This window comes from Butyricicoccus sp. Marseille-Q5471, assembly GCF_951230135.1.
GTDB lineage: Bacteria > Bacillota > Clostridia > Oscillospirales > Butyricicoccaceae > Agathobaculum.
This window is the reverse complement of sequence record NZ_CATNVC010000041.1, coordinates 1-996: the sequence shown is the minus strand read 5'-3', so window position 1 is coordinate 996 and position 996 is coordinate 1. Positions and strand designations below refer to the sequence as shown.

Genomic DNA, 996 nt, shown 5'->3' with positions numbered 1-996 from the left:
TTTACCTCAGGGTTGGAGGACAGCACGTTCTGCATGACATTGAACGCTTCGTTGCGATCGCAGCGTGCGGTCTGGGACGCGACAACCGAGAACGCGTCGCACTGATCCTTAAAGCCGTTGAGGCGGTCGGCATGCGCCGCGACGCCCGAAATGCCTTCCAGATACAAAATCTTGCCGTCCTTTATGTTCTCCGCAGCGTAAGTGCCAGCCAGAGAAGCCGCTTCATACTGGTCGATGCCGACATAGGTCTCAACCTTTGCGCCCTCTGCGTCGAGCGCTTCCTGATCCATCGTGTCGTTGACGAGGATGACCGGAATGTTCGCAGCGTTGGCCTTGGCAACCGCCGGTGCAAGGCTCTTCGAGTCCGCTGCCGACAGGATAATTGCGTCATAGCCCTTGATAACGGCGTTTTCTACGAACTGCACCTGCTTTTCCACGTCGGTTTCCTTTTCAGGCGCCTGAAAATCCACCTGAATGCCCTTTTCCTCCGCGTATGCCAGTGCGCCCTTTTCCATCGTCGTCCAGAACTCGTCACTCTTGGCCTTAACAATGTACGCAATCTTGACGTCCTTGCTGTCGCCCGAGGCCTCGGCGCCGCCGGCGGCGCTGTCGGTGCTGCTGCCCGAGCCGCCGCAGGCGGTCAGGCTCATCATGGTGGCTGCTGCAAGCAGGGCTGCGAGAATTCTCTTTTTCATTTTGTTTTCTCCTCTCAGTCTGTGGGTTTTATGTACAATCTCACCGGATTTGCGCTTACTTCTTTGCCGTTTTCATGCGAATCGCGTCTGCCAGCACGGCGAGCAGGATAACCACGCCAATGACCAGCTTCTGCAGGTTGGACGATACGTTGAGCAGGTTCAGGCCGTTTCGGATGACAATCATGATAATCGCGCCGACCAGCGTGCCCCAGACCGAGCCGAAGCCGCCGAGCAGGCTCGTGCCGCCGATAACGCACGACGCAATCGCGTCCATTTCGTAATCGAGACCCGCGGTGGACTG

Annotated in this window: 2 protein-coding genes; both read right to left on the bottom strand. The window is 57.5% G+C overall.

Annotated features, from left to right (window positions below):
* A partial coding sequence (locus tag QOX26_RS14300) for a sugar ABC transporter substrate-binding protein (protein ID WP_283675637.1) occupies positions 1 to 695 on the bottom strand: 695 nt, incomplete at its 3' end.
* A 55-nt stretch (positions 696 to 750) separates the two neighbouring features.
* Positions 751 to 996 (bottom strand): ABC transporter permease (locus QOX26_RS14295; RefSeq protein ID WP_442870242.1); only part of this gene is annotated, 246 nt, incomplete at its 5' end.